Annotated in this window: 19 protein-coding genes, 2 tRNA genes and 1 pseudogene; 10 read left to right on the plus strand and 12 right to left on the minus strand. The window is 65.2% G+C overall.

The features are described 5' to 3' along the window. Window positions 1-90 precede the first annotated feature (90 nt). Window positions 91-642 (plus strand): DUF1697 domain-containing protein, encoded by a 552-nt coding sequence (locus ACEN9H_RS02375; protein WP_413673642.1) that lies wholly within the window; start codon window positions 91-93, stop codon window positions 640-642. Between the two features lie 79 nt (window positions 643-721). On the opposite strand, the gene ACEN9H_RS02380 is transcribed toward ACEN9H_RS02375, so the two are convergent. Next, window positions 722-994 (minus strand): hypothetical protein, encoded by a 273-nt coding sequence (locus ACEN9H_RS02380; protein WP_202114406.1) that lies wholly within the window; start codon window positions 992-994, stop codon window positions 722-724. Between the two features lie 510 nt (window positions 995-1,504). On the opposite strand from ACEN9H_RS02380, the gene ACEN9H_RS02385 reads away from it, so the two are divergent. After that, window positions 1,505-3,469: an AAA family ATPase gene (locus tag ACEN9H_RS02385; RefSeq protein WP_413673643.1), complete on the plus strand. Its 1,965-nt coding sequence runs from the start codon at window positions 1,505-1,507 to the stop codon at window positions 3,467-3,469. Between the two features lie 75 nt (window positions 3,470-3,544). Here ACEN9H_RS02385 and ACEN9H_RS02390 read toward each other — a convergent pair. The 3 genes and pseudogenes from ACEN9H_RS02390 to ACEN9H_RS02400 all read right to left on the minus strand — a co-directional run. Continuing rightward, a pseudogene (locus ACEN9H_RS02390) lies at window positions 3,545-3,652 on the minus strand (glutamine cyclotransferase); the annotation flags it as partial. Between the two features lie 49 nt (window positions 3,653-3,701). After that, a complete protein-coding gene (gene ybaL, locus ACEN9H_RS02395) occupies window positions 3,702-5,393 on the minus strand; it encodes a YbaL family putative K(+) efflux transporter (RefSeq protein WP_056130078.1) in 1,692 nt (563 codons plus the stop codon). Window positions 5,394-5,451: 58 nt separating this feature from the next. Continuing rightward, complete coding sequence (locus ACEN9H_RS02400; protein ID WP_056130884.1) at window positions 5,452-6,087, minus strand: TetR/AcrR family transcriptional regulator; 636 nt, start codon at window positions 6,085-6,087, stop codon at window positions 5,452-5,454. A 94-nt stretch (window positions 6,088-6,181) separates the two neighbouring features. Here ACEN9H_RS02400 and ACEN9H_RS02405 point away from each other — a divergent pair, with 94 nt between their 5' ends. Genes ACEN9H_RS02405 through ACEN9H_RS02425 form a run of 5 tightly spaced genes read left to right on the plus strand, consistent with a single transcriptional unit; the run spans window position 6,182 to window position 11,306 of the window. Further along, on the plus strand, window positions 6,182-7,363 hold the full coding sequence (locus ACEN9H_RS02405; RefSeq protein WP_413673644.1) for a lipid-transfer protein: 1,182 nt from the start codon (window positions 6,182-6,184) through the stop codon (window positions 7,361-7,363). 10 nt (window positions 7,364-7,373) lie between these two features. Then, the gene (locus tag ACEN9H_RS02410) at window positions 7,374-8,495 is read left to right on the plus strand and encodes an acyl-CoA dehydrogenase family protein (RefSeq protein ID WP_413673645.1); all 1,122 of its coding nucleotides are present in this window, start codon (window positions 7,374-7,376) and stop codon (window positions 8,493-8,495) included. Then, entirely contained in the window at window positions 8,495-9,667 is a 1,173-nt protein-coding gene (locus ACEN9H_RS02415) for a CaiB/BaiF CoA transferase family protein (protein ID WP_413673646.1), read from the plus strand. Before ACEN9H_RS02410 ends, ACEN9H_RS02415 begins: the two co-directional genes overlap by 1 nt. A gap of 19 nt (window positions 9,668-9,686) precedes the next feature. Beyond that, complete coding sequence (locus tag ACEN9H_RS02420; RefSeq protein WP_413673647.1) at window positions 9,687-10,967, plus strand: DUF445 domain-containing protein; 1,281 nt, start codon at window positions 9,687-9,689, stop codon at window positions 10,965-10,967. A 12-nt stretch (window positions 10,968-10,979) separates the two neighbouring features. Then, window positions 10,980-11,306, plus strand: a complete 327-nt coding sequence (locus ACEN9H_RS02425; RefSeq protein ID WP_056130092.1) for a putative signal transducing protein — start codon at window positions 10,980-10,982, stop codon at window positions 11,304-11,306. Here ACEN9H_RS02425 and ACEN9H_RS02430 read toward each other — a convergent pair. Beyond that, window positions 11,303-12,469 (minus strand): mandelate racemase/muconate lactonizing enzyme family protein, encoded by a 1,167-nt coding sequence (locus ACEN9H_RS02430; RefSeq protein ID WP_413673648.1) that lies wholly within the window; start codon window positions 12,467-12,469, stop codon window positions 11,303-11,305. The genes ACEN9H_RS02425 and ACEN9H_RS02430 overlap by 4 nt on opposite strands. 92 nt (window positions 12,470-12,561) lie before the next feature. Here ACEN9H_RS02430 and ACEN9H_RS02435 point away from each other — a divergent pair, with 92 nt between their 5' ends. After that, window positions 12,562-13,461 (plus strand): LysR substrate-binding domain-containing protein, encoded by a 900-nt coding sequence (locus ACEN9H_RS02435; RefSeq protein WP_413673649.1) that lies wholly within the window; start codon window positions 12,562-12,564, stop codon window positions 13,459-13,461. A gap of 51 nt (window positions 13,462-13,512) precedes the next feature. On the opposite strand, the gene ACEN9H_RS02440 is transcribed toward ACEN9H_RS02435, so the two are convergent. The 5 genes from ACEN9H_RS02440 to ACEN9H_RS02460 all read right to left on the minus strand — a co-directional run bounded on the left by ACEN9H_RS02440 (window position 13,513) and on the right by ACEN9H_RS02460 (window position 17,988). Continuing rightward, window positions 13,513-13,589: transfer RNA gene (locus tag ACEN9H_RS02440), tRNA-Met, on the minus strand. A 59-nt stretch (window positions 13,590-13,648) separates the two neighbouring features. Beyond that, a tRNA-Met gene (locus ACEN9H_RS02445) sits at window positions 13,649-13,725 on the minus strand. A gap of 86 nt (window positions 13,726-13,811) precedes the next feature. Further along, window positions 13,812-14,765, minus strand: coding sequence for a tRNA (adenosine(37)-N6)-dimethylallyltransferase MiaA (gene miaA / locus ACEN9H_RS02450; RefSeq protein WP_413673650.1), 954 nt, complete (start codon window positions 14,763-14,765; stop codon window positions 13,812-13,814). Window positions 14,766-14,773: 8 nt separating this feature from the next. Further along, complete coding sequence (gene mutL / locus ACEN9H_RS02455) at window positions 14,774-16,738, minus strand: DNA mismatch repair endonuclease MutL (RefSeq protein WP_413673651.1); 1,965 nt, start codon at window positions 16,736-16,738, stop codon at window positions 14,774-14,776. 329 nt (window positions 16,739-17,067) lie between these two features. After that, entirely contained in the window at window positions 17,068-17,988 is a 921-nt protein-coding gene (locus ACEN9H_RS02460) for a peptidylprolyl isomerase (RefSeq protein WP_413673652.1), read from the minus strand. A 182-nt stretch (window positions 17,989-18,170) separates the two neighbouring features. Here ACEN9H_RS02460 and ACEN9H_RS02465 point away from each other — a divergent pair, with 182 nt between their 5' ends. After that, window positions 18,171-18,815: a VTT domain-containing protein gene (locus tag ACEN9H_RS02465; protein ID WP_056130107.1), complete on the plus strand. Its 645-nt coding sequence runs from the start codon at window positions 18,171-18,173 to the stop codon at window positions 18,813-18,815. A gap of 147 nt (window positions 18,816-18,962) precedes the next feature. Next, window positions 18,963-20,042 carry a carbonic anhydrase gene (locus ACEN9H_RS02470; protein ID WP_413673653.1) on the plus strand — a complete coding sequence of 360 codons (1,080 nt, stop codon included), beginning with the start codon at window positions 18,963-18,965 and terminating at the stop codon, window positions 20,040-20,042. A 12-nt stretch (window positions 20,043-20,054) separates the two neighbouring features. Here ACEN9H_RS02470 and ACEN9H_RS02475 read toward each other — a convergent pair whose 3' ends face one another. Continuing rightward, entirely contained in the window at window positions 20,055-20,291 is a 237-nt protein-coding gene (locus ACEN9H_RS02475; protein ID WP_082577117.1) for a hypothetical protein, read from the minus strand. Between the two features lie 105 nt (window positions 20,292-20,396). Continuing rightward, complete coding sequence (locus ACEN9H_RS02480; protein WP_413673654.1) at window positions 20,397-21,230, minus strand: D-hexose-6-phosphate mutarotase; 834 nt, start codon at window positions 21,228-21,230, stop codon at window positions 20,397-20,399. Window positions 21,231-21,262 lie beyond the last annotated feature (32 nt).

Here is a 21,262-nt window from a genome sequence, read left to right on the forward strand (position 1 = left end):
CCGGTAAGGAGGGTGTGAGCGCCCGCGGGCCCGGGTGTTGTAAGCCGGTGTCTTAATGCTTATCTAATTCGGGCGCCGTACCATGCCTGGATGACTAGAAAACGCTACATTGTTTTATTAAGAGGCGTCAATGTCGGGCGGGCGAAACGTATCGCCATGGCCGACCTGCGCAAGCTGATCGCGGATCTCGGCTACGAGCACGTGCGCAGTCTCCTCAACAGCGGCAACGTCGTGTTCACCGGTCCGGCCAAGCCGCATGACACGGTCGCGGCCGAGATCGAGGAGGCGCTCGTGCTCAAGCTCGGTGTCGCGTCCCGCACCGTCGTGCTCAGCTGCGATGACCTCGATGCGATCATTGCTTCCAATCCCTTGCTCGACCAGGCAACGGACCATTCCCGCCTGCTGACGCTCATTCTCGCCGGACCCCATTCGCGCGAGGCCGTCGAAACGCTGTGCGGCCAGGACTGGCGGCCGGGCGCGATGGCGCTGGGCGAGCGGGCGGCCTATGTCTGGTGCCCGGAAGGCATTCTCGACAGTCCGGTCGTGGCTGCACTGGGCAAGAAGCTGGGCGATGCGACGACGACGCGCAATTGGGCGACGCTGAGCAAGCTTCATACGCTGTGCCAGGAATTGCCGGCCTGAGCTGCAGGCCAGGAAAAACGGCGCCTTGCGGCGCCGTCGATCAACATTTCCGCGTCATGCGGAAAAGTCTTTCTTTTCCTTATTTGAATTTCTCGCTGCTGTCACGGCTGGCCCGGTAACCGATCAGGATCAGGCCGACCAGCATCATGGCGAACACTTCCGGTTCCGGAAGTTCGGACATCGAAGGGGAGGGCGGTGCCACCACTTCGTTGTGATTTACCGTCGACAGATCGGTCATGCCCCGCATGCGCAGCACGGCGTGACTGTTGTCAAGGTCAATGGCGGCAGCCTGGACGGCGCCACCCATCAAAAGACTGAGCGTTGCGGCAAGTGCGTATCGTTTCACGGTCATTCCTTATCCATGCATTGTCTGACTGTGGGGTACGTAACCCGCAAGACCGTTGGCGGCGTCATGCGGATGATCCCAGCATAGCAAAAATGCGCCATGCATTGCGTCCGTTACGTGCCGTTAAAGCACGATAAACAGATGGCAAAGTTAATCATTTTTAAATAAAACAAATGCAATCAATTAATCGATTGGCCATTGATAAAACGCTAAATACAAGACAACTTATTACGATTTATTTATTGAACATATGAGATGGACAATAAAAACCGATGTCAATTTGATTACCCGTGTTGCGATTCAAAATTTTTTCACCGCACGGTATACACGTCGCTTTTCTTTGCGAGTATAGTCTCCATATCCTCATTGCCTTCGGGCATCAAAACAATATCAAACGCACACGTTTGAATACCTCGCGGTCCCCACACCGCCGCCTTTCGCGTCCACTCGGCACTTCGGAAGGCACGTAATAACACATGCCGTATCACGCACCTTCGACCTTGTAAGAGTACCGATATGCCCAATTTTGCTCGACTTCAAATTGCCTTTAAGAATGTTTATGTCCGGATTCTGACCGCCATACTGCTCGGCGTGCTGACGGGCTGGGCAATCTACAAGGCCGATATCCCGCAAGATCCGTCGCCGGTCGTCTACTCGCAGAATATTTCCGAGATCACCCAGCTGGCTGCCCAGAAAGATCGTCTCGACTACCTGCTCGTCGCGAAGCCGCTGTCGGATTCGCCGCGCTATATCTACAAGTACAAGGATGCGCCGCAGCTGCACGTGGTGAAGGTGCCGAGCACGTCGCACCTGTCGCTGGAGCGCGAAGTGCTGCTGAAGAACGCGATCCCGTACTCCATCGCCAAGGATGAATACCTGGCGTCCCACAAGGCCGTCCTGCAGGACGAAGGCGAAGGCGTCGGTGCCGACATCGTCGACTTCCTGAAGCGCCACGCGCTCGACCTGACCGTGCTGCTGGTGATCGTGTACGCCATGAAATTCGGCATCCCGGGCACGGGCATGAGCAGCCAGCTGATCACCCCGGACAAGCTGAAGGGCAGCATGGACGACCTGATCGGCATGGAAGACATCAAGCAGGAAGTGCTGCACCTGGAAGACATGATCCGCAACCGCGAGTTGTACAAAGAACACAATATCGACAAGCCGTTCAATGTCATGCTGACGGGCCCGGCCGGTACCGGCAAGACCAAGCTGGTGGGCTACCTGGCCAAGCGCCTCGACATCCCGCTGATCCAGGCGTCCGGTTCGGCGCTGGAATCCGGCTACGTCGGCGGCGGTTCGAAGGCGCTGAACGCCCTGTACCGCAAGGCGTCGGGCAAGGGCCGCTGCATCATCTTCCTGGATGAAGCGCAAAGCCTGTTCATGCCGCGCGGCCGCAGTGAAAAGAAATGGGAAGACGACACCGCGAACACCCTGCTGGGCCTGCTGGACGGCGTCAAGAGCGACAAGGGCCAGGGCGTGATCTGGGTCGTCGCCTCGAACTTCGACGATGCATCGACGGACATGGACGAAGCGATGCTGCGCCGTTTCTCCGTGAAGATCAATTTCCGCCTGCCGAACAAGGGCGAGCGCAAGGAACTCCTGCGCAGCTTCCTTGCACGCAAGAAAGAAGGTCTCGTGGACTGGAACGACCTCGACCTGGACCAGGTCGCGGAAATCACCCAGAACCTGAGCCCGGCGCTGCTGGAGACCGTGGTCGAGCGCGCGTCGATGATTTCGATCCAGGAAAAGGCGATCATCAATACCGATTTGCTGTTCCGTGCCTACGAGCGTGCCACGATCGGCCTGACCGACCGCGCCACGACGGCCGAGAAGCTCAAGCAGCGCGAGCGCATCGCCGTGCACGAACTGGGCCACTTCTTCATGCAGATCGACCCGTTCCTGCGCGCCGGCATGAGCCTGAGCGAGGTCAAGGAAAAGTCGCATCTGCTGAAGATCAGCACGGAAGCGGTGTCCAAGATCGGTGCGCTGGGTTACGTGCTGCAGTCCGGTGAAGACATGTCGCTGCGCACGCTGGAAGAGCTCGAGCGCGACGTGATCGGCCTGTACGGCGGCGTCGCGGCGGAAGAATTGTTCTACGGTGCACGCGGTATCTCGGTGGGCAGCCAGAACGACATCGAAAAGATCACGAAGATGCTGAACCTGATGGTCGGCCGCCTGTCGATGTATTCGCGCGCCAAGATCGACTACAGCCAGCTGCAGAACGACGCGTCCGGCGAGCACACGCTGCGCCAGGTCGAGGAGAAATCGGACGAGCTGTACAACTACACGCTGAATTCGATCCGCGACTACGAAGAGGTGATCGTGTCGATCAAGGACACGCTGCTGGACCAGTACGTGCTGTCGAAGGATGCCGTGTTCGCCCTGCTGGAAGAGCACCAGGACGCGCTGCTGGCCGGCCTGAATGCGCCGCGCCATGCCAGCCTGAAGCTGTGCGCCGAAGAGGCAGCCGTGGCCTGAACAAGTTTGGTGGTTGTTTGATGGTCTTGAGGTCACTCAAGTTAATGCGGCGGACAGCGATGTCCGCCGTTTTTTTTAATCGGGCCGCTGCACGATGCGGATCTTGCCGCTGGCCCCACCGCCGCAATAAAAGCGGTCGACACCGTCGGACTCGAGACCGGATACCATCACGTCGGCCGGCATCATGGAGACGGCGACGATGGCCTGCGCCATCGCCATCGTGGCCGCGGAATCAGTGCGCCTGCGCGAGCGCTAGCCCGTCCAGCACATGGCGCGTCATGCTGCGCGCCAGTTCGTGTTCGCCGACGAGCACCGTGCCGCCCGTCTCTTCGCGCAGCAGGCGCGCCTCTTCCTCGTTGTGCGTGCGGACCACGCAGCGGATGCCGGGGTTCAGCGCCTTGGCCGTTTCGACCATCGCGCGCACGTGGAAGGTGTCCGGCGTCGCGATCACGAGCATGGATGCGCGCGCGATGTGGGCCTGGATCAGCACCGCCGGTTCCGCGGCGTTGCCCGCCACGGCCGGCTGGTCGCGCTTGCGCAGCTGGTCGACGATGTCGCGGTTCTGTTCCGCCACGACGTAGTGGATGCCTTCGCGGTCCAGCTCTTGCGCGATGCGCTTGCCCACGCGGCCGTAGCCGACCAGCACGACCTGGCCCGTCAGGTGCTCGTGCGTGACCGTCATCGGCAGCTCGGCCAGCGGATCGGGCGAGCGCGCCATCTTGCGCGCGTGGTCGGATTTCGCCAGCACCCAGTTCTGCAGCGGGCCGACCAGCTTGAACATCAGCGGGTTCAGGGCGATCGAGATGATGGCGCCTGCGAGGATCAGGTTCTGGCCCATCTCCGGCAGCAGGCCGAGCGAGATGCCCAAGGCAGCGAGGATGAACGAGAACTCGCCGATCTGCGCGAGGCTGGCCGACACCGTGATCGCCGTGTTGAGCGGATAGCGCAGCGCCAGCACGAGGAAGAACGCGGCCAGCGATTTGCCGACCAGGATGATGGCGACGACGCCCAGCACTTCCAGCGGACTCTCCACGAGCACGCGCGGGTCGAACAGCATGCCGACGGAGACGAAGAACAGCACGGAGAACGCGTCGCGCAGCGGCAGCGTTTCTTCCGCCGCGCGGTGGCTCAGCTCCGATTCGCGCAGCACCATGCCGGCGAAGAAGGCGCCCAGCGCGAACGACACGCCGAACAGGTGCGACGACCCATAGGCGATGCCGACGGCCGCCGCGATCACGGCCAGGGTGAACAGCTCGCGCGAGCCGGTCTTGGCCACGCGCCACAGGAACCACGGGAACAGCTTGCGGCCCACGAGCAGCATGAACGCGATGAAGGCGCCGACCTGCAGCAGCGTCTTGCCGAGCGAGAGCCACAGCGACCCGCCTTCGCCCTTGCCGCCCAGCGGCCCCGCGAGCGCGGGCAGCAGCACGAGCACGAGCACCGTCACGAGGTCTTCCACGACGAGCCAGCCGACCGCGATGCGGCCGTTGAAGGAATCGAGCTCGCCGCGGTCTTCCAGCGCGCGCAGCAGTACCACGGTGCTCGCGACCGACAGCGCGAGGCCGAACACGAGGCCGGCCCCGAGGTCCCAGCCCCACAGGTGCGTGAGGCCGATGCCGAGCAGGGTCGCCACCGAGATCTGCAGCACGGCGCCGGGCAGGGCGATGCCTTTCACTTCGAGCAGGTCGTCCAGCGAAAAATGCAGCCCGACGCCGAACATCAGCAGCATTACGCCGATCTCGGCCAGCTGCGACGCGAGATGCACGTCGGCGACGAAGCCGGGCGTGGCGGGGCCGATGATGACGCCCGCGGCGAGATACCCGACCAGGGCCGGCAGGCGCAGGCGCACGGCCAGCATGCCGAACAGCAGGCCGAGACCGAGGGCTGCGGCGATGGTGGTGATCAGGCTGATGTCGTGCTGCATCCCGGCTCCTTATATGTTGAACCGGGCCAGTATACGCGACACGACGAATGAAGGACGCTTACGGCACCGTGGCGAGATTCAATAACGCCTTGCGCACCGCCGCCCGCACGGCCATGAATTGCTCGCGCCGCGACTCGCGATCGAGCCGGAACAGCATCAACCCTTCGATCTGCGCCACCATCAGGATCGCGCGCTGCATGTACTCGTCGTCGGAGATCGCGGGATTCAGCCCGCGGATCAGGTTGTAGACGGTCTTGCGCTCGCGCGCCAGCATGCGGTCCATCAGGCTCGACGCGAACGCGTTGCGCGAGGCCAGCGCCCAGATCTCGAAGAACAGCGCGTGCGTGACCGGGTCCGTGATCTCTTCCAGGAACATGTCCGTCGTGGAGAGGAACTGGTCCAGGCGCGGCCGGTCGCGCATCTCGGCCGAGATGCGGTCCATCTTGGCCTGGAATTCGTCCATCGTGGACAGCAGGGCCGCCTCCAGCAAGACGTCCTTGCTGTTGTAATAATGCTGGACGTTCGACAGGGTCATGCCCGCCTCGGCCGCCACCTTGCGCATCGACAGCCCGGCATAGCCGTCCTCCGCGAGCAGCCGGCGCGCGGCCTGCAGGATCGCGTGCACCCGCTCCCACCCTTTTTCGGTCGTGAGGGAGGGTTTGTTGCGCAGGGTCTGGTCGATCGTTGCCTTCATGCCCGGCATTATCGCACGGCATGCTTTGAAAAGCAGGTCGACTGACCTATAATCGGCCGGATAGGTCGGCTGACCTAATAAAAAGGAGACGACGATGAGCCGCAAAGTCCATGTGACCGGCGTGGGGATGATCCCGTTCGCCAAACCGGGGGCGAGCGCCCCGTATCACGAGATGGGGGCCCTGGCCGCGCGCGCCGCGCTGGAGGATGCGGGCATCGGCTGGGAGGACGTCGAGCAGGCCTATGCCGGCTACGTCTACGGCGATTCCACCTGCGGCCAGAAAGCCTTGTACGGCGTGGGCATGACCGGTATCCCGATCGTCAACGTCAACAACAACTGCTCGACCGGTTCCACGGCGCTGTACCTCGCGCGCCAGGCCGTGCAGGGCGGGGCGGCCGATTGCGTGCTCGTGCTGGGCTTCGAGCAGATGAGCCCCGGCGCGCTGGCGTCCGTCTTCACCGACCGTCCCGCGCCGTTCGACGATTTCGACGCCGTCACCGACCGCCTCGTCGGCAAACCCGAGATCCCGGTCGCGCTGCGCTACTTCGGCGGCGCCGGCCTCGCGCACATGGAGAAATACGGCACGCCGCTGGAAGCCTTCGCGCGCATCCGCGCCAAGGCCAGCCGCCATGCGGTGAACAATCCGCTGGCGCTGTTCCGCAAGGAAGTCAGCGCGCAGGACGTGCTCGACGCGCCCGCGATCTGGCCCGGCGTGATGACGCGCCTGATGGCCTGCCCGCCCACGTGCGGCGCCGCGGCGGCCGTGCTGGTATCCGGGGAGTTCGCGAAGAAGCGCGGCCTGCGCGCCGACGTCCACATCGCCGCGCAGGCGATGACGACGGACCGCCCCGGCACCTTCGATTCGAACGACATGATGCGCCTCGTCGGCTACGACATGAGCCGGGAGGCGGCGCAGAAGGTCTACACGCAGGCGGGCATCGCACCGGACGACCTGGACGTCGTCGAGCTGCACGACTGCTTCGCCCACAACGAGTTGATCACGTACGAGGCGCTGGGCCTGTGCCCGGAAGGCGGCGCCGATAAATTCATCCGCGACGGCGACAACACGTATGGCGGCAAGGTCGTCACGAATCCGTCCGGCGGCCTGCTGTCGAAGGGGCATCCGCTCGGCGCGACGGGCCTCGCCCAGTGCTTCGAGCTGACGCACCAGTTGCGCGGCACGGCGGGCGCGCGCCAGGTCGAGGGCGCGCGCACGGCGCTGCAGCACAACCTGGGCCTGGGCGGCGCGTGCGTCGTCACCCTGTATCAAGCGTGAGGAGCCGGCGATGACGACGGAACTGGACACCTTCCGCGCCGCCGTGCGCCGCTTCGTGGCGGCCGAAGTCGTGCCGCACCAGCAGCGCTGGCGCGAGCAGCAGCATGTCGACCGCGCGCTGTGGAGAAAGGCGGGCGAACTCGGTCTGCTGCTCGCGGACGTGCCCGACGACTTCGGCGGCTCGGGCGGCTCGTTCGCCCACCAGGCCGTCGTGTTCGAGGAACTGGCGCTGGCCGGCGACACCGCGTTCGGCCTGCACGTGCACGCGATCGTCGCGCACTACCTGCTGAACCACGGGACTGAAGAACAGAAATACAAATACCTGCCGCGCCTCGCGAACGGGGACCTCATCGCCGCGATCGCGATGTCCGAACCGGGTGCCGGGTCCGACCTGAAGGGCATCCGTACGACGGCCGTGCGCACCGACCTGGGCTACCGCCTGAACGGGTCCAAGACCTTCATCTCGAACGGCTATCTCGCCGACCTGGTCCTTGTCGTCGCCAGGACCGATCCGGCCGCGGGCGCGAAGGGTATCTCGCTGATGCTGCTGGAGACGGCGAACAATCCGGGCTTCCGCGTCGGCCGCATCCTCGAGAAGATGGGGCAGAAGGGGCAGGACACGTGCGAGCTGTTCTTCGATGACGCCATCGTCGCGCTGCAGAACGTGCTCGGTGGCGAGGAAGGCCGCGGCTTCGCCCAGCTGATGACGGAGCTGCCGTACGAGCGCACGATCGTCGGCGTGGCGGGCGTCGCGTGCATCGAGCGCGCGCTGGACCTGACGATCACGCACGCGCGCGAGCGCCGCGCGTTCGGCCAGGCCCTCATCGACATGCAGAACACGCGCTTCGTGCTCGCCGAGTGCAAGACCGAGGCGACGGTGGCGCGTGTGTTCATCGACCGCTGTGTCGACGACCTCGTCGCCGGCCGCATGGACACGGTGCGCGCATCGATGGCCAAGTACTGGATCACGGACCTGCAGTGCAAGATCGTCGACCGTTGCCTGCAGCTGTTCGGCGGCTACGGCTACATGCTCGACTACCCCATCACGCAGATGTACCTGGACGCGCGCGTGCAGCGCATCTATGGCGGGGCGAACGAGATCATGAAAGAAATCATCGCCCGCTCGCTGTGATGAACAACGGACCTCATGGACCTCTCGCAGGGCTGCGCGTGATCGAACTGGTCGGCATCGGCCCGTGCCCGTTCGCCGCCATGATGCTGGCCGACATGGGGGCGGACGTGATCCGCATCGACCGCAAGCCCGATTTGAAACCCGCCTCTTCGGCGCCGAACCCGTATCCGACGCTGGGCACGAAATACGACGTGATGGCGCGCGGCCGCCGTTCGCTGGCGCTGGACCTGAAGCATCCGCGCGCACGCCAGCTGCTGCTCGACCTCGTGACGAAGGCCGATGCGCTCGTCGAGGGCTTCCGGCCCGGCGTGATGGAGAGACTGGGGCTCGGTCCGGACCTGTGCATGGAGCGCAATCCCCGGCTCGTGTACGGCCGCGTCACCGGCTGGGGCCAGACCGGCCCGTTGGCGCCGGCGGCCGGGCACGACCTGAACTATGTGGCGCTGTCCGGCATGCTGCATGCGATGGGCGACGCCGACCGGCCGCCGTCTCCGCCATTGAACCTCGTCGGCGACTTCGGCGGCGGCGGCATGATGCTGGCGTTCGGCGTCGTCTGCGCCATGCTGGAAGCGCGGATATCGGGCCGCGGGCAGGTCGTCGATGCGGCGATGACGGACGGCGCCGCGCTGCTGGGCGCGATGACGTATGGCCTGCGCGCGCACGGCGCCTGGTCGGCCGCGCGCGGCGCCAATTTCCTCGACGGCGGCGCGCCGTTCTATGCCACGTATGCCTGTGCGGACGGGAAGTTCATTGCCGTCGGCGCCATCGAGCCGCAGTTTTACGCGCACCTGCTGGCGTTGGCGGGCGCGTCGGATCCGGCGTTCGCGCGCCAATGGGATCGTGAAGACTGGCCGGTTCTGAAGGAAAAGTTCGCGGCGCTGTTCGCCACGCGCACGCGCGACGCGTGGAGCGCGCTGCTGGAGGGGACCGACGTGTGCTTCGCGCCCGTGCTCGACATGGACGAGGCCCCGCGCCACCCTCACAACGCGGCGCGCAAGACCTTCGTCGACGTCGACGGCGTCCTCCAGCCTGCGCCCGCGCCGCGCTTTTCGCGCACGCCGGGCCAGGCCGGGAGCGTGGCCGCGCCGGGGCAGGACGCGGCCGCCATCCTGGCCGACTGGGGCTGGACGGACGACGCCATCGCCACGCTGCGGCGCGACAATATCGTCTAGGCTGGGCTACGATGGCGGCATGGACACTTTGCCTTCCAAGGAACTTGAATTGCGCCAGTCCAAGCGCCTGGCGCTGGGCTTTTTCATCGGCGCCGCCGTGCTGTTCGTCGTCGCACTGCTGCTGTCCACCCGCTGGCCCGGCAACTGGTGGATCGGGCTGCTGAAGGCGTTCGCGGAAGCCGCGATGGTCGGCGCGCTGGCCGACTGGTTCGCCGTCGTCGCGCTGTTCAAGCGGATCCCGATCCCGTTCGTGTCGCGCCACACGGAGATCATCCCCGCCAACAAGGAGCGCATCGCGGATAATCTGGCCGCATTCGTGCGCGATAAATTCCTCGACACGGATTCGATCGTGCGCCTGATCCAGCGCCACGACCCGGCGCAGAAGGTCGCGGACTGGCTGACGAAGCCGGAGAACACGGAACGCCTGGGCGACACGCTCGTGCGCGTGGCCGGTTTCGCGCTCGACGTCATCGAGGACGCGGCCGTGCAGGATTTCATCCGGCGTGGGGTGCACGGTGTGGTCAAGAGCGTCGACCTGTCGCAGACGGCGGGCACGATCCTGGAAAGCCTCACGCGCGACGGCCGCCACCAGCAGATCCTCGACGAAGGCATAGCCCAGCTGGCGAACCTGCTGGCGAACCCGGAGACCCAGGACTTCATCGCGCAGGGCATCGTCGACTGGCTGCGCGACGAGTACGCGTTCGTGGAAAAGATGCTGCCGTCGGAACTCATCGGCCGCAAGGGCGCGGACATCTCCGTGCGGCTCGCGGCCGGTATCCTCAAGCGCGTGAGCGAGGATCCCGACCACCCGTTGCGGCGCCGCTTCGACGTCTTCACGCACGATTTCATCGAACGGCTGAAGACCGACCCGGCGTTCATCGAAAAGGGCGAGGACATCAAGCGCCACCTGATCGGCGACGCCAGCGTGAACGGCTACATCGGTTCGCTGTGGGGCGACCTGAAAGGCTGGATCAAGGCCGACCTGCACAAGGAGGATTCGGTGCTGCGGCGCCGGATCGTCGCGACCGGCGCCTGGATCGGCAGGACGCTCGCCGAGGATCCGGTATTGCGCACGGCGCTGAACGAGAACCTGGAACTGGCGGCGCGCGGCGCGGCGCCCGAATTCGCGGGCTTCCTGACGCGCCACATCGCCGACACGGTGAAACACTGGGATAGTGGCGAGATGTCGCACCAGGTCGAAATCAACATCGGCAAGGACTTGCAATACATCCGCATCAACGGCACTATCGTGGGCGGGTTGATCGGCGTCGTGCTGTACCTGCTGTCCGCGCTGGCCTGAAAGGAGCTCGTCATGCATGCATCGAACGAACCGTTGGACGGACTGCTGACCGGCGTCCCCGAACTGGCACGCCTGCCGGGCCGCGACCTGGTGGAGGTGGCGCGCTACCTGATCCCGCTGGAAGCGAACCTCGTGCAGGGTTGCCTCGTCGCCTCCGGCATCCCGGCCGTGCTGGCCGACGCCCACCTCGTGCAGACCGACATGCTGCTGGCACCCGCGCTGGGCGGCGTGCGCATCCTCGTCCCGGAAGATCATCTGCAGCAGGCACAGGCCGTGCTGGAGGCGTTCGCGCGCGGGGAATTCGAACTCGGCGAGGATGCGGACGTGAGCGGCGCTTAAGCGGACAGTTCGCGCATCACCCGAATCAGGTCCGCCTTGCCCTCGAAGCCGATGCCCGGCAGGTCCGGCATCGTGATGAAGCCGTCCTCCACGCGTACGCCGTCCGGGAAGCCGCCGAACGGCTGGAACAGGTCGGGATACGATTCGTTGCCGCCCAGGCCCAGGCCGGCCGCGATGTTCAGCGACATCTGGTGACCGCCGTGCGGGATGCAGCGCGTGCGCGACCAGCCGTGCTGGCGCAGCATGTCGAGCGTGCGCAGGTACTCCACCAAGCCGTAGGAGAGGGCGCAATCGAACTGCAGCCAGTCGCGGTCCGGCCGCATGCCGCCGTAGCGGACCAGGTTGCGCGCGTCCTGCATCGAGAACAGGTTCTCGCCCGTCGCCATCGGCTTGTCGTAGTAGTTGCGCAGGGTGGCCTGCAGTTCGAAGTCGAGCGGGTCGCCCGCTTCCTCGTACCAGAACAGGTCGTAGCGCGACAGGGCCTTGGCGTAGGCGATCGCGGTGTCGAGGTCGAAGCGGCCGTTGGCGTCCACGGCCAGTTTCTGCCCATCCTTCAGCACGGACAGCGCGGCGTCGATGCGGCGCAGGTCGTCGTCGAGCGGCGCGCCGCCGATCTTCATCTTGACGACGTTGTAGCCGCGCTCGATGTAGCTGCGCATCTCGTCCTTCAGCTTGTCGAGATCTTTGCCGGGGTAGTAGTAGCCGCCGGCCGCGTACACGAACACGTTGCGGTGCGGGCGGCCGTCGCCGTAGCGGTCGGCCAGCAGCTGGAACAGCGGTTTGTCCGCGATCTTCGCGACGGCATCCCACACGGCCATGTCGATGGTGCCGATGGCAACGGAGCGCTCGCCGTGGCCGCCCGGCTTTTCGTTGGTGAACATCGCATCCCAGATCCGGTGCGGATCGAGGTTGTCGCCCGCGTCGTCCAGCAGGGATGCCGGATCGGCCTCGAGGATGCGCGGGATGAAGCGCTCGCGCATCAACTTGCCCTGGCCGTAGCGGCCGTTCGAATTGAAGCCGTAGCCGACGACGGGCTTGCCGTCGCGGACGACGTCCGTGATGACGGCCACCAGGCTCAGGGTCATCTTGCTGAAGTCGATGTAGGCGTTGCGGATGGGGGAGCTGATGGGGAGTGTCTGTTCGCGGATGTCGACGATTCTCATGGTGGCCTCGCTGGCGTGTTGTTCAAGCGTGCAGGGTAAATCTCCGGGGCGCTCCTATAATTCGCCGTGTGTGAATTGATTATTGAATTTCAGTGAATACCGACAGTGCATCCGAACTCGAATTCTTCGTGCTGATCGCGCGGCACGGCTCACTTGCGGCCGCCGCCCGCGCGCTCGACCTCACACCGCCGGCCGCGACGAAACGCCTCGCGCAAATGGAGGCAAGGCTGGGCGTCCGGCTCGTCAACCGCACGACGCGGCGGCTGTCGCTGACGAGCGAAGGCGAGACCTACCTTGCGCACGCGACGCGCATCCTGGCGGCGATCCGCGAGATGGAAGACGCGGTCGCGAGCAACCGCACCGCCCCGCGCGGCCTGCTGCGGGTGAATGCGAGCCTCGGCTTCGGCCGCACGACGATCGCGCCCATCGTCTCCGCGTTCTGCAAGCGTCATCCGCAGGTCGAGGTGCAGCTGGACGTGACGGACCGCCCCGTCGACCTGGTGGAAAGCGGCTACGACCTCGCCATCCGTTTCGGCGCGCTGCCGGACAAACGGCTGGCCGCGCGCCGCGTGCTGTCGAACCGGCGCTTCCTGTGCGCGTCGCCGCGCTACCTGCAGCAGCACGGCGAGCCGCAGACGCTGGCGGACCTGGCGCGCCACCGCTGCATCCTGCACCGCCAGAACGACGACGCGTACGGCATCTGGCGTTTCAACGAGGGCGAGGACGGCGAGGTGGTGAAGGTGCACGGGGCGTTGTCGAGCAACGACGGCGACATCGTGCTGGGCTGGGCGCTGGACGGGCACGGCATCCTGATCCGCTCGGAGTGGGATCTCGCCAAGTATGTGAAGAGCGGCCGGCTGCGCGTCGTGCTGCCGCAGTACACGCTGCCGTCGGCCGATTTGTTCGTCTACTACCTCAACCGCAGGAACCAGGCGGCGCGCACGCGGGCGTTCATCGATTTCCTGGTCGAACACCTGGGCGAGACCGGGTAGGCCGGAATGGAAAAAGCCGCCGGCTCTTGCGAACCGGCGGCTTTCCGAATCTGGTGGTGATAGGTGGACTTGAACCACCGACCCTAGCATTATGAATGCTATGCTCTAACCAACTGAGCTATATCACCGTACAACTTTACTAAAACAAAATGGCTCAGCATGAGCCAAGCCATTTCGCTTGAATTCTTGGTGGTGATAGGTGGACTTGAACCACCGACCCTAGCATTATGAATGCTATGCTCTAACCAACTGAGCTATATCACCAGAACGGGGTGCATTATGCCGTCCGCACCCCGACGTGTCAAGGCTACCCCCTCAGGATCACCCTGTCCAGCCCCGCACGAATCGTCTCACGCCCGCAACGTGGCCAGATGAGCAAGCATCTGCGGCGCCGGATCCGGCCCCAGGCAATCGATCACGATCCGCTCCGGCATCGACCGCAACCAGGTCAGCTGGCGCTTGGCCAGCTGGCGCGTGGCGATGATGCCCGTCTCGCGCAACCGGGCGCGGTCGATCGTGCCGTCGAGGTATTCCCACGCCTGACGGTAGCCCACGCAGCGCATCGACGGCAGGTTCGGGTGTAAATCGCCGCGCGCGCGCAGGCCCGCGACCTCGGCCACGATGCCGGTGTCGTCGCGCTTGCCCAGCATCTGGTCGAAGCGCAGCGCGATGCGCTCGTGCAGCACGGCGCGGTCCGATGGCTCCAGTGCGAACGGTACGAGGTCGAACGGCAGTTCCTGTTTCTCCCGGCGCGCGAGCAGGGCGGACATCGGCTTGCCCGACAATTCATGGATCTCCAGCGCGCGGTTGATGCGCTGGGCGTCATTCGGCGCGAGACGGTCCGCGGTGACCGGATCGACGTCGCGCAGCTTCGCGTGCATGCCGGGCCAGCCGATGCGCGCCGCTTCCGCGTCGAGGCGCGCGCGCACGTCGGCATCGGCGGTGGGCAGGTCGTCCAGGCCGTCGTTCAGGCCCTTGAAGTACATCATCGTGCCGCCGACGAGCAGCGGCAGCCGGCCGCGCGCCTGGATCTCGGCCACGAGCCGGATCGCATCTTCGCGGAACTGCGCGACGGAGTAGGCGTCGAGCGGATCGATGATGTCGATGAGGTGATGCGGCGCGCTCGCGAGTTCCTCGGCCGACGGTTTTGCCGTGCCGATGTCCATGCCGCGGTAGACGAGGGCGGAGTCGACCGAGATGATCTCGACCGGGATTTCCTTGGCGATGGTGAGCGCCGCTGCCGTCTTGCCGGACGCGGTCGGGCCCATGATGGCTACCGCCAGCGGTTTGTGTTGCGATGTCATGTGAGGCTTTACTGGCCGCGCAGGAACAGCTTGTCGAGCGCGGCGATTTCGAGTTGGACCCAGGTCGGGCGGCCGTGGTTGCACTGGTCGGCGCGTTCCGTCGCTTCCATCTGGCGCAGCAGGGCGTTCATCTCGGGCTGCGTGAGGATGCGGTTCGCGCGCACGGCCGTGTGGCAGGCGAGGGTGCCGAGCAGTTCGTTGCGGCGCTCGATCAGCACGCGCGAGCCGCCGAATTCGCGCACGTCGCGCAGCACGTCGCGCGCGAGCGTCTGCGCATCGGCGTTCTTGAGGAGCGTCGGCACGGCGCGCACGGCGAGCGTCGTCGGCGACACGGCCGCGATGTCGAAGCCCAGCGCCTTCAGCGTCTCGTGTTCTTCCTGCGCGGTGCCCACTTCGATGGCGTCGGCGAAGAACGTCACGGGGATCAGCATCTGCTGCACCTGCATCTGCTCGCCGCCGGCCTGGGCATCGAGCGCGTTCTTCAGCTGTTCGTACAGGATGCGTTCGTGCGCTGCGTGCATGTCGACGAGGACCAACCCTTTGCGGTTCTGCGCCAGCACGTAGATGCCGTGCAACTGGGCCAGCGCGAAGCCGAGCGGGAAGTCGTCGTCGGACGCGGGCCTGGTCGTTTCCGGCAGCGGGGCTTCCTGCACGCCCGGCGGTTGCGCGGGTTTCGGCGTGCCGGTGAACAGCGCGCCATAGTCCGAGGTGCGTTGCGGGACGCCGGCGCCCGTCGGCGCATCCCAGCGGCTGCCGGGCGCGAACGGGGACGGCGAGAACGTCGATGAGGCGCGCGAGCCACCACCACCACCGCCGCCCGAGCCCGAGGTCCAGGCGGGCGATGCCAGTTGCGATCCGAACGACGTCTGCTCGTGCGGCCGGCGCCACGACGGCGTGTCGCCCAGCGACGTGGACGACGGCGTGATCTCGGCGGCGCTCACGGGTGCGGGCGTATCGCCGTGCGCCGTCGCCGACGTGCGGGCCAACGCGCGCTGCACGGCGTGGAACACGAACTGGTGGACGGCGCGGCTGTCGCGGAAGCGCACTTCGATCTTCGACGGGTGCACGTTCACGTCGACCATCGCCGGGTCGAGTTCGAGCGCCAGCACGTACGACGGAAAGCGGTCGCCGTGCAGCACGTCCTCGTACGCGGCTTTCACGGCGTGGACGAGCAGCTTGTCGCGCACGAAGCGGCCGTTGACATAAAAATACTGGCTGTCGGCGCGCGCCTTCGATGCCGTCGGCAGGCCGACGTAGCCGTGCAGGCGCAGCGGACCGGCACTCTCGTCGAGCTGCAGGCGGGCTTCGGCGAAGTCGCCGCCGAGGATCTGCGCGCTGCGCTTGGCCGACTCGCTCGTGTTCCAGTGGTCGATCGTGCGGCCATTGTGGGTCAGGCTGAACGACACGTCCGGCCGCGCCAGCGCGATGCGGCGCACGACTTCGGCGCAGTGGCCGTATTCGGTCTGCTCGGATTTCAGGAATTTACGGCGCGCGGGCGTATTGAAATACAGGTCTTGCACGTCGATCGTCGTGCCGAACGGACCGGACGACGGCGACACCGTGCCCTGGTGCGAGCCGACGATCTCCCACGCGTGCGCGGCGCCCTGGGTGCGCGACGTGATCTTGACGGCGGCGACGGAGGCGATCGACGCGAGCGCCTCGCCGCGGAAGCCGAGCGTGTTCACGTTCTCGAGGTCGGTCAGCGACGCGATCTTCGACGTCGCGTGACGGGCCAGCGCGAGCGGCAATTCCTCGGGCGGGATGCCGCGGCCGTTATCGGTAATGGCGATGCGTTTGACGCCGCCTTCCTCGAGCCGGACCGTGACCTGCGTGGCGCCGGCGTCGAGCGCGTTTTCCAGCAACTCCTTCACCACCGCCGACGGCCGCTCGACGACCTCGCCGGCGGCGATCTGCGAGATGAGCTGGTCGGGAAGCTGCTGGATGGGGCGGTGGGTGGGGGCCGGGGCGTTCATCCGTAAATTATAGCTCGCGGCAAGCCCCGAAGCGCCTCCTGTTTGATTTTTGCCAAACCGGGATCAGCCCCCATTATGAGGACATTGATTGACAAAATGTCTTCGGGGTCAGAGTGTCTTCGGGGTCAGAGCACATTTCCGCCCGCATTCGGGGTCAGAGCACTTTTTTGGACAATAGTTCCCAAGCACGAATCGGCTTTGGCGCTGCAGTGGGCGCATGCGAGACCGGGGCGCATCGGCCCGCACAGCGCGCCAAAAAAGAATGTGCTCTGACCCCGAATTTTTCGGAAAATGTGCTCTGACCCCGAATTGGGGTAAGTTTATTAGGGCTATTTTTGCTCGCGTACGGGGATTGGCGCTGCGCACAGGTCGAGATGGCCGGCCGCGACCTTGGTCCACGGGCCGCCACGGTTGCGCTGGGCGTCCAGGACGCTCTGGTAGACGGCGCTCTCGGTGCGCATCACTTCGAAACGGCTGCGCTGGTCCGGCGGGACGTCGGCCGCCACCTTAACCGATGCGATCGGCACGTTCATCTCCGGCTTGTCGTAGAACCCCATCGGCGCGGGGCCGCGCGGCAGGGCGGACAGTTGCGGCATGCCGGAGATCACGCGGCCGACCACCGTGATGTTGCGGTCGAGGTGGCGCGCCGGGCCGATGACGGCGTACAGCGCCGTGCCGCCGCCGCTGTCGGCATCGTTGTCGCGACCCACGCCGACCATGCCGTAGCAGTGCGCCAGCCAGGTCTCGCCCGTCTTCGGATCGCGGCCGACGGGGAAACCGTTCGAATGGCCGACCTGGGGCGCGTAGCCGTCGACGTCCTTCATGCGCGTGAAATGCGTATCGTTCCTGAGGGGGACGGTGAACTCGGCCTTCAGCGTCTTCTGTGCACCTTTGATCGGGCGCACCTTGTCGTTGTCTTCGTTCGGATCGCCCCATTGCACGACCCAGTTGTCCTGCACGCGCACGATGGCCAGCCCGTCGAAATAATGCTCGCGCACGAGGGTCTTGATGTTCTTCACGTGGTTCGGCGCGAACGTCGGCGCCAGTTCGATGACGACGCGGCCGAACGGGAGTTCCATGTACAGCGTGTTGTCCGGGTCGAGAGGCCGCCAGTCCGACGGTTTCGATGCCTTGACGATGTCGGCGACGCTGGGCTTCGGCGGGAGTTCCCTGGCGCCGGCGGTCGCCGCGAAGAGGGCGCAGGTGGCGGCGAGAATCGTGTGCCGGAAGGGGAAATATGCCTTCTTCAATGTCGTCTCCTTGGCCGCTTGTGGCGGGCCGGATCATTGGATGTGTGATGACGATTGTAATCTGGAAAATATTAAAATTAAAACATTTTTGCCGATGAAGAAAATTCGCCGTGAAGATGAGCCGGCAGCCATTTTCGGGGTCGGACTGATGGTATGATTCGGCGCTACCATTTAGGAAAATTATGGATCTGATGCAATTCTTCGACATGATTCTTCATGTCGATAAGACCCTCGGCACATTGCTGGCGCAATACGGGGTGTATGTGTATGCCGTGCTGTTCGCCATCGTGTTCTGCGAAACCGGCCTCGTCGTTCTGTTCTTCTTCCCCGGTGACACCCTTCTGTTCATCGCCGGCGCCTTCTGCGCCACCGGCGAGATGAGTTATGCCTTGCTGACGCTCCTGTTGATCGTGGCGGCGGTGACGGGCAATACCCTCAACTATTACATCGGCGGGGCGATCGGGCATCGCGTGTTCACGCACGATTACCGCTGGCTGAACAAGGACGCCCTGCATCGCACCCACGAATTCTTCGAACGCCACGGCGGCAAGACGATCATCCTGGCCCGCTTCGTGCCCGTCGTGCGCACGTTCGCGCCGTTCGTTGCGGGCATCTCGGACATGACCCATGCCCGCTTCCAGATGTACAACGTCACGGGCGCCGTGGCCTGGGTGGTCAGCCTGGTGACTGGCGGTTACTTCTTCGGCAATATCCCGGTGATCCGCGATCACCTGACGATCATCGTGCTGGTGGGCGTCGGCGCGGCCGTCGTGCCCCTGGCGCTAGGCGGGCTGTACAAGGTTGGACGGCGCATGATGAGCCGCTGAAGCCTGACAAGTGATCACATGAAACGCGCCGCACGACGGCGCGTTTTTTATTTGCGACGGCTATTGATGCACGGAATTGTTCCCCAGGCTCAAGTTTACTGTCGGTCACGCCGATAAGGCAGGGGAGAGCAATACTACTGGATTCCCATGCGTACCCTGATCGCCCTGTTCGCTTGCAGCTGCGTCGCCCTGAGCGCAAGCGCCGCGAACGATCCCGCCGCCGCGGCGGCAGCCAGGCTGGCGGCTTCCGTGTCCCGGCCGGCGTCGGCCATGGTGCCGGCCGCGACGAAAAAGGCCGAGCCCGCCGAAAAGAAAGCCGAACCGAAAGCCGAACCGAAAGCCGAACCGGCCGCGAGCGCCAGCTCGGCCAGCGAGGAAGATGCCGAGGTCGAGCTGTCGGCCAAGATCGCCCAGCGCCTCGCCGCGCTGCGCGAGCGCCAGCAAGCCCGCGCGACGGCCGCCGCGCGCGCGAAAAAACTCGCCGATGCGAAGCGCAGGCAGGAGGAGCAGGCCGCCGCCGCGGCGGCCGCCATCGCCGCTGCGCCGAAGCACGGCACCGTGTGGTCGTACGAGGGCGAGCTGGGCCCGGCGAACTGGTCGAAGATCAATGTCGACTGGGCCAAGTGCGGCACCGGCAACCGCCAGTCGCCGATCGACTTGCGCGACGGCATCAAGGTCAATCTCGAACAGATCAGCTTCGACTACCACCCGTCGTCGTTCAGCGAGGTCAACAACGGCCACACGATCCAGGTGGCGGTGGGTGGCGGCAATTTCATCACGGTCGGCAACACCGTGTACGAATTGCAGGAATTTCACTTCCACCGTCCGTCGGAAGAAAAGATCAACGGCAAGGGCACGGAGATGGTCATCCACCTCGTGCACAAGAGCGCTGAAGGCAAGATCGCGATCATCGCCGTGCTGCTGGAGCGCGGCCAGCCGCACCGTCTGATGCAGACGATCTGGGACAACCTGCCGCTGGAAAAATTCGACACCGTCTCGCCCTCGATCGTGATCGACCCGACCGACGCGCTGCCGGAACGGCGCGAGTATTTCACCTACATGGGCTCGCTGACGGAACCGCCGTGCACGGAAGGCGTGCTATGGATGGTGTTCAAGCAGCCGATGCAGGCGTCACCGGCGCAGATGGCCCTGTTCTCGCGCCTGTATCCGTTGAACGCGCGGCCGGTCCAGTCGACCGCGGGCCGCTTGATCAAGGAATCGAACTGAGCGTCGGCGTGCTCAGCGCCAGCGGCGGCCACCGCCACGGTGCCCATGCCAGCCACGGCCGCCACGATCGTACTCGTGATAGCTGAAGTCGAGCGAGACGGGCGGTCCGACATACGTGGGACCATAGCCGTAGCCGTACGGAGAATAAGGCGCGTCGTAGGCCGCATAAGGCGGCGCATAGACGGCGCAGCCGGACAGGGCGGACCCCGCCGCCAGCACGAGTGCCAGCCGTTTCACCAATGTGCTCATTGCGTGTCCTCCCATGCGTGTAGCTTGTAGTTTAGGCCGCATGACGAGGCGCACCGCGCATTTTTTGCTACAAAATGAAACGCCGGCAAAAGCCGGCGTTGCTGTTCATCCTGCCTGGACGACGGCCCGGTACGTCCCGCGCCAGATCCCGCCCGGCTCCAGTTGCTGCGGTCGGGCGGCCGCATCCCCCAGCAGGGCAGGTTCGATGCAGACGAAGCGGCGGTATTCCTCGTCTTCCATGTCGGACAGCGCCGCCGCGTCGGCCGCGCCCGGGTTCCACACGACGGCGTCGTTGAAACCCGTCTGTTCCAGCGTCACCTTGTCCGCGCCCGTGTCGAACGCGATCACGCCCTGGATGCGCTCGAACACCTGGTCGAGCTTGTCGGTGATGGCGAGCGTCTCCGCCTGCACGCCGTCGATGCGCACGGCTTCCACGTCCTCGACGAGGTGGTACGTATGCAGCGCGGCGGCGAACGGGAAGGTCTGCGTGCCGGTGTTGCGCACGTCGAGCGACATGTCCAGTTGCGCACCGCGCACCGCCACGCGCAGCAGCAGTTCGAAAGCGTAAGGCCAGGCGGCTGCGAGCTGCTGGGGCAGATCGCCCTGATTCAGCGCCAGCACCGCGAACGCGGCACCATCCGCTTCGCCCTGGTCGAGGACGCGCCAGGTCGCGACGCGCGCAAAGCCGTGGCGCATGCCGGTGCCGCGCTCGGCGAACTGGGGAAAGATGACGGGCACGCCGCCGCGGATCGCCTTCTGGCCGTCCAGCGCGGACAGGCTACTCATGAACAGGCGTTCCTGGGCCGGCCCGCCGGTCGTGGTGACGGCTTTCCACGACACGAGGTGGGCGCCGTACAACGTGATGGTCGCCTCGGCACCGTCCGGCGCGCGAAGTTGCAGGGCGGGCAATTGCCCGAAGTTGATGGTCGTTGCGCTCACGAGAATCCTCCTCAGGGGGGACGCCCGCAGGC

Origin of the sequence: Massilia cellulosiltytica (assembly GCF_047325105.1) — a bacterium.
GTDB classification, from domain to species: Bacteria; Pseudomonadota; Gammaproteobacteria; order Burkholderiales; family Burkholderiaceae_D; genus Telluria; species Telluria orientalis.